Below are 6,172 nucleotides of genomic sequence, written 5' to 3' on the forward strand. Positions count from 1 at the left end.
TGTGAAGGCACGCTATGTACCTCAAAACTCCGAAATCCGCGATTATCCGGCCGCGGCGGTGGTTGCCTACTGCTACCAGTCAAACAAAGGCCCTGCATTCATCACGTACAAGGGGCGCCAGTCCAAGCCTTCCCATTGCATCGTCTTCCCAGATGCGAAATCCCGTGATCGCACTCTTGCTGACTATGTGGCCCAGGAAACTGAGTGCGAAGACTTCAAGCGTGCCCGTCTACAGACTGCGCATGAGCTGGTCGAGGGCGACATCATGGTTAGCGTGTGGGGCTACGAGCAGACAAACGCGAGTTTCTTTCATGTTGTCCGTGTGCCGTCCGAACGTAGTGTGGTAGTGCGTTTGATCCGTGCGAACGTGACCGAGAAGAGTGATCAAAGCATGACCGGGCACAGTGAGCCGAAGCCGGGCGAGTTCGATCCCGATGCAAAAGAGGAAATGCGCCGGGCGACTGGCAAGCACACCATTACCGCTGGCAAGCGTTGGCATGGCGACTTGCACAAGTGGGATGGTAAGCCCGTCCGCGTGACCTTCTACGGCTGACCGGCCCCAGGTGCTCCCCAGGCGGGGCACCTGTTTCAAAGATCGAGGATTCACAGATGCAAGCCGAAATAAACGAGTCCCTGTTGCTCTCTATACCGGGAGTTGATGACTTTGAGCTGGAACAGGTTTCCAGTGAGTTTCAATCCGCTCTTGAACGGGCTGATTTGGAGCACCATTTGTTCGACGCTCCTTCTACGCATGAGGTTGTGCGTCTTGCTGACTCGGTGGCGCGCTACACCAGGGCTGCGGGCTGGATGGCGCAAGCTACCGCTCGGGATCGCGTTGAGCATTGGAAGAGCCAGGCTCGTGCCCAGGCTTTAATCAGTGGTCACCCGAATGCTGGCAAGGTCGTGTTATCGCTGTTCGACCACACAGGTAATTGGTCGCGTCCCTGGGAGGAAGCTGGTTACAGCGTCTTTCGGTTCGACATCCAAGATAACCCAATCACCGGCGACGTCACCGAGTTCGGCGCCGGGTTCTTTGGCGACTACTTCGGCGATTTCGAAGGGTTGGAGGTTTACGCGGTCCTGGCCGCCTGCCCATGCACGGAGTTTGCAACAAGCGGAGCCCGTCACTTTGCCGCAAAAGACGCAGATGGTAGAACCGTCGCCGCCGTCGAACTGGTCCATCAGACTCTTCGAACCATCGAATACTACCGGCCTTCAGTGTGGGCTATAGAGAACCCCGTGGGTCGTATTGAAAAACTTAGCGGTCTGCCGCCCTGGCGGTTGTCTTTCGACCCATGCCACTTGGGCGATCCTTACACGAAAAAAACCCTGATATGGGGCAGGTTCAATGGGAATCTTCCTATAGCGCCAGTTGAGCCTGTTGATGGATCAAAAATGCACAAGAAGTTTGGCGGTAAAAGTGCGGCGACAAAAAATGCAAGGAGTGAAACGCCAGAAGGGTTTGCTTATGGTTTCTTTTTGGCAAACAACGCTCTCGACAACCCGGTTCTTGCAATTTCCGGCAAATATGACCGCCTTGATTCAAGCCTTTTGCGTCATGCCCTTGCAGTAGGAATGACGCCCAATGAAATCAGCACCGTGATTGATGACGCCTATTACGACATGGATGACGAAGCCGCAAAGGTAGCTTTGCGTAATATGTTTTAAGCATCTGACAGTCAAGCGATATGTGGAGGCGTATGAATTGATACGGAAAGTTTTTGCGGAGAAGGAGTGAAAACACATTGCATGAATTACTCTAGAGTAATACAATGAGCCCATCGAAACGAACCTGTGAGGATCGACCAAATGGAAAGCCTACGTGACCGCTACAACGTGTATGTGCAGTGCGCAACCAATCTCGGTTGGCCGGTGAAGTCCTTCGATGAATGGCTGAATTCGTGATGAACCACTACCAGCAACTGATAGCAGACGAAATCCTTTCAGTGCAGGGGCAGAAAGATTACTGCCTGACTGTGTTGAGTGCTGGCGGTCTGGAAAGCTGGCAGTCGAAAGAATACAGCGCGCTGGTCGAGCAGTTCGACCAGCAGCTGATCGAGCTGAACAACCGACTGAGGGAAACGACGATGGCTTACGCAATCGAACAGAAAAACCCCGAAGGCTTTCCGCGCGCCTTTATCGTCACTTGGAACGGCGCAGAAGTCGCGACCTTCACTTATCGCGACAGCGCTGAATACTACGTAGAGCGCGACGTGATGAATCGTCGCGTTCCGGCATGAAGGAAAAGAGCTTTTTGGTGCAGGGTTTTGCGCTTGGCGTGGTTTGCACAGTATGGGGAGCTTGAGAGTTGAGGGCTTCAAAATGAAGATTCTGATGGTGGTCGCGGTACTGACGGTTGTCGCTAGCGTCGCCCTGGGTGACGTGATCTTAGGTGCATTTGCTGCCGGCTCGTTTTGCTTCGCCGGGGCAGCCGTTTTTGCTGTCCGTAAACTATCTTCTCGATCCGCACGGATGCGATTGTACGCCGACTTCGACGCCGACGCCGACGCCGTGCTACCGCCCATGCGTGTAGGCAGAAGAGGCAAGGGACTGGGGATAATTCCGAATCCTGGTGAGCACGGTAACTACTTATGTGAGGATCAAGGAAAACCGATGAATCAAGAAACCGATATCGACCTGAAACCGAGGAACTACCGATGATCTACCGTGCAATGGCAATGGTCTGCGCTCGCCAGGGTGACATAGTTCGGAGAATCATTTGATGGCAATGACAAGTGACCAATACGACGCCTTGGTGAAGCTGATGCGCGGCGACCCGGCAAGCGCAGGCAATCGCGCCGCTCGCCGCGTGTTGGTAGACGGTAAACCGCAGGCAGAGGCAATGCGCGAGACTGGAGCTAGCCGCAGCACTGTGCATCTGACAGTGAAACGTTTCTCAGAGGCTTATGAACTGATGCGCGGAGTATTTGCGGCGGGAGACTGAAAAGGTGTTGCGAGTATTATTCTAGAGTAATACAATAGGCTCATCGAACCAACATTGCCCTGGAGGGCACTCGGATGAGCCTCGCAAATACCATCACCGCAATCAACGCTTCTGCCAAGAAAGTATACGGCAGCGATATCCGTATTCTTGTTGCTCGCGCAGTGGCCTTTGGGAATGACGACAATCTGGTGATTGTCAGCGGCAAGAACCATCGCGCAGTAGCTGCGGATCTTGTTCGTTCGACTCCTGGCGCGAAGGTTTCCGAAGAGCATCATCCCGAAATGAACTGGGGTGATGGCGATGTCAGGCAGGCTTATACCACTAGCGTTGTCACCTTCTAATCAGTCCGCCCCGGCGCGCCGGGGCTTCTAAGGAAAGTAGTCATGAAGTATTTCGAGTGGGAAGGTGCTGTAGCTGAGGCAGTGGCCGAAACCATGGCCATCAGTCATTCCGACGCATCGGGCATTGTTGAGGCGCAGCCGTTCTACATGCAGCAATCGTGGGGCATGGGGATGGATGCACGGCAGACCGCTGCAAGGATCATTGAGGCGGCCCACGCAGACGACGCTTGCGATTGATCCTTCAGATGCACCACAAGCCCTGGCTCTCAAAACCGGGGCTGAAGACGTAGAGGGGAGAGGATTTTCCTTCTAAAAATGAGCACCAGGGGCTTCGACCACCCTGGCGCTCGTAACACACCGAACCTACGCAAAAAAGGTATTCGCCATGTCAGACGCAGACTATACCCGAATCCGTCAGATGAAGCTTTCCGAACTTCGCAAACTTGGAGCATATGAGCTGGCCCGTTACGTTGAGGCCAGCAACAAAGTGCAACGCCAGATGATCTTGCAGGCGTTGGCGAGCTAAAACGCTGTTGAGTGGTACCGAGTCGCGGTCGACTAAACCGCGGCTCGGTCATCCAGGCCAAGTTTACTACTCGAGGATTAGGGGAAAATGAAAAACGTTTGGCTTAAACTAGTATTAGTCGCTTGGAGCTGCTTTATGATAGTTGGCTTGTGTGCTAATTGGCCCGCAGCAGAACTAGAACAAGGCCCGACGCCATCGCTGCCGACAGTTGAAGAGTGCGGAGTCGAACCCTTTGACCAATGCTTTGCAGCCGCGCTTAGAGATAGAATGGCTTACATGGGCGCCCGTAAGGAATTTGTAGAGAACCGTCCAATAAAAGTTACCAGTAATATTGGGGCTTTTATCGCGATTTGGGGGAGTGGATCAATACTTATCGGGATCTATCGCAATCGAAGGAATAGTAAGCGAATCTCTTATCTTACGAGCCCATTGGTTACTTTGGTTGGAACTTCTATGTATTTTGTTGAAGGAGGATCAAACGCAGAAGGATTGATGAGCAGAACGGCAAGTCTTGGGTTATTTATCGCGGTTACAGGTTTGTTCTTTACATTGATTTTTGCGGTGTTTCCTGGCGTTCTTGCATCACTACGAAAATTATTTGAAAACGCTCAGGAATGAAGCAAGGGAATCTGGATAGCAGTCTCCGGGTTTGGCTTGCTTGATGGCAGGCTAATCCTCAGCATTGAAAAGAAGTAAGAAGCCCCCCTGCCCTATCAGATTGCCTTCCACTTGTGCTCTATGTACCTCTAAACCGACGTCAAGTCGGTTTTTTTATGCCATTAGATTACTGGAATAGACGTTTAAATTGATCGATTCAAGCGCCAAAAGCTGTTTATTTGAAATCCAAAATGCTATGCTTTGGCATGTTGAGTTGTGCGGAATGGCATTCAGAAGCGCCGTTTAGGCAGTATGGCCAGGGCCAAGTCTTATCAGCTTTGACATCACATTCTGAGCTTGGGTTGGAGACTGACATGAAAGAACTATCGGGAAAATTAGCACTAGCAAAAGACGTAGCGCTTCATTGCGAAAAAAACTGCCAGGAAGGCTCTACCTACGAACAGGTTCATGGGCTCAGTTTCGAAGGCGAAGCTCGCTTTATCGCGTTCCTGGGTGAGTTCGCAGCAGTAGATATCAATGCAGACCTCTGTCGTATGTCGTTTCTTGGGGTGATTGAAGACAACTTGAACGCGGAAATCGCTTTACCCCTTCAATGGGAGCTTTCCGCATTGCTGTCGAGTGACAGAAAACCACACACGTACTTGGCTGAAATAGATGACTTCATTATTGAGTCCGTCTCTCCAGGTGATGAGCATGAGGCTGAAAAATGGAAGGCATGACCCTTGAGCAACTGCGCACGACCTTCAAAAGTGGCGGACTTTCAGCTGCTCGCATCGTTGCCCAGGGCAAAAAGTTTTACATCACTGTAGATACCAAATCCGGCGACCTCGTTGTGTTGGTGTTGCACGCGGGCCGGAAACCTCGCCTGTTCGGAAAGGCTGTCACCGCGTTGAAAGCCCTTTACGACATCGGTTTCAAAATCGTGACTGTTGAAATGCTCAACTGGTCACCAGACCAGGGCGAGCTTACTGCTCGAGGATAAGGCTCATGAAAATGACTTTGCGGCTCGCAGTTTTTGCGTTGGTTGTTTTTCTTACAGGTTGTGCAAGTGGCCCTTATTACTACGGCGGGACAGGCTACCGCATGCATAACATCGGTGGTCTACCTGTCTCAGGCTCGTTTGGTGTCAACGTCACGCCCGGCAGTCTGATGCTCTCACCGAATCTTGTAATCAGCCCTTCTTTTCTGGATTGGAAGAGATGAGATAGCGACAGGTCCAGACGCTGCAACGTCTGAACCTGCCTAACCATGCCAAGCTTTATTAGAGGATTGGAGTATGGCTAAGTCTATTTTAAACCGAATTTACACAGCCCAAGTCACTGTCACCAACGCAGTAACTGATTTCATCACTTATGGGCGGTCTAAGGCCGCATCAGAACAAGCAAGCGCACGAATGAAGAAGCTTGAGCTAGAGGCTTCTGTTCGCGCAGAAATTGTCTTGCGCGTTGAGTTTGAAAAGTGGCTGGATGCGGAAGTCATGCGACTTCAACTCGAATGTGTAACCGATCTTTCTAACAAGTCCCGGGTTGACGTCTTGAGAGTCGTTACACAGGCTCGAAACGACAATGCGGTGTGTATCAATGCTTTGCATCATGGTGACATGGCTTCGTCGGTGCTAGGCACTGATGCGGTGTTGAATCAATGGGATCTGCTTCGATTCTTGGTCAGTTGATGCCACTAGGCTCGGTGGCGACACCGCGGCCGGTGCCGGCGCCTGGATCTGTCACCAGCCGTTTGCCCAGG

General features: G+C 52.0%; 11 protein-coding genes and 1 pseudogene. All 12 read left to right on the forward strand.

Features of this window, described 5'->3' with window-relative positions:
• Window positions 1-553 (forward strand): annotated as a pseudogene (locus tag Q8O96_RS30890) (hypothetical protein); the annotation flags it as partial.
• 56 nt (window positions 554-609) lie between these two features.
• The gene (locus Q8O96_RS30895) at window positions 610-1,668 is read left to right on the forward strand and encodes a DNA cytosine methyltransferase (RefSeq protein WP_305950100.1); all 1,059 of its coding nucleotides are present in this window, start codon (window positions 610-612) and stop codon (window positions 1,666-1,668) included.
• 221 nt (window positions 1,669-1,889) lie between these two features.
• Window positions 1,890-2,240: a hypothetical protein gene (locus Q8O96_RS30900; RefSeq protein WP_305950101.1), complete on the forward strand. Its 351-nt coding sequence runs from the start codon at window positions 1,890-1,892 to the stop codon at window positions 2,238-2,240.
• An 82-nt stretch (window positions 2,241-2,322) separates the two neighbouring features.
• Window positions 2,323-2,661 (forward strand): hypothetical protein, encoded by a 339-nt coding sequence (locus Q8O96_RS30905; RefSeq protein WP_305950102.1) that lies wholly within the window; start codon window positions 2,323-2,325, stop codon window positions 2,659-2,661.
• A 61-nt stretch (window positions 2,662-2,722) separates the two neighbouring features.
• Window positions 2,723-2,944 (forward strand): TrfB-related DNA-binding protein, encoded by a 222-nt coding sequence (locus tag Q8O96_RS30910; protein WP_305950103.1) that lies wholly within the window; start codon window positions 2,723-2,725, stop codon window positions 2,942-2,944.
• Window positions 2,945-3,018: 74 nt separating this feature from the next.
• The gene (locus Q8O96_RS30915) at window positions 3,019-3,285 is read left to right on the forward strand and encodes a hypothetical protein (RefSeq protein WP_305950104.1); all 267 of its coding nucleotides are present in this window, start codon (window positions 3,019-3,021) and stop codon (window positions 3,283-3,285) included.
• A gap of 42 nt (window positions 3,286-3,327) precedes the next feature.
• Complete coding sequence (locus tag Q8O96_RS30920; RefSeq protein WP_305950105.1) at window positions 3,328-3,522, forward strand: hypothetical protein; 195 nt, start codon at window positions 3,328-3,330, stop codon at window positions 3,520-3,522.
• Between the two features lie 376 nt (window positions 3,523-3,898).
• A complete protein-coding gene (locus tag Q8O96_RS30925; protein WP_305950106.1) occupies window positions 3,899-4,429 on the forward strand; it encodes a hypothetical protein in 531 nt (176 codons plus the stop codon).
• Window positions 4,430-4,782: 353 nt separating this feature from the next.
• Window positions 4,783-5,148: a hypothetical protein gene (locus Q8O96_RS30930; protein ID WP_305950107.1), complete on the forward strand. Its 366-nt coding sequence runs from the start codon at window positions 4,783-4,785 to the stop codon at window positions 5,146-5,148.
• On the forward strand, window positions 5,136-5,411 hold the full coding sequence (locus Q8O96_RS30935) for a hypothetical protein (RefSeq protein WP_305950108.1): 276 nt from the start codon (window positions 5,136-5,138) through the stop codon (window positions 5,409-5,411). Before Q8O96_RS30930 ends, Q8O96_RS30935 begins: the two co-directional genes overlap by 13 nt.
• Window positions 5,412-5,416: 5 nt before the next feature.
• A complete protein-coding gene (locus Q8O96_RS30940) occupies window positions 5,417-5,632 on the forward strand; it encodes a hypothetical protein (RefSeq protein WP_305950109.1) in 216 nt (71 codons plus the stop codon).
• Between the two features lie 73 nt (window positions 5,633-5,705).
• Window positions 5,706-6,101, forward strand: coding sequence for a hypothetical protein (locus tag Q8O96_RS30945; protein ID WP_305950110.1), 396 nt, complete (start codon window positions 5,706-5,708; stop codon window positions 6,099-6,101).
• Window positions 6,102-6,172 lie beyond the last annotated feature (71 nt).

This window comes from Pseudomonas sp. LPH60 (genome assembly GCF_030718165.1).
GTDB lineage: Bacteria > Pseudomonadota > Gammaproteobacteria > Pseudomonadales > Pseudomonadaceae > Aquipseudomonas > Aquipseudomonas danubii.